The 255-nt window shown below is 57.6% G+C and carries 1 pseudogene; it reads left to right on the top strand.

Going from position 1 to position 255, the window contains the following annotated elements:
• A pseudogene (locus tag SB765_RS31570) lies at positions 1 to 255 on the top strand (primosomal protein N'); the annotation flags it as partial.

Here is a 255-nt window from a genome sequence, read left to right as displayed (position 1 = left end):
GAGACACTGCACAATGTCCGCAGCGGCAAGTATCGCCAGCTCGACCTGACAAAACGCGCCGGCAATGCCAGACCGGCACTGCAACAGCTTATCGACTTAAAAGGCGTGCAGTTGATCGGCGGTCTGGCACCGGGCCTGATTGGTAAAATGCGCCAGCATCTGCAGGCCGATAATCAGGTGCTGTTGTTTCTTAACCGCCGCGGCTTTTCGCCCGCCCTGCTCTGTCATGATTGCGGCTGGATTGCTGAGTGTACC

It is taken from the genome of Pseudomonas sp. SIMBA_067 (genome assembly GCF_046534675.1).
GTDB lineage: Bacteria > Pseudomonadota > Gammaproteobacteria > Pseudomonadales > Pseudomonadaceae > Aquipseudomonas > Aquipseudomonas putida.
The sequence above is the reverse complement of the archived record's forward strand: the minus strand, read 5'-3'. Positions and strand labels throughout refer to the sequence as shown.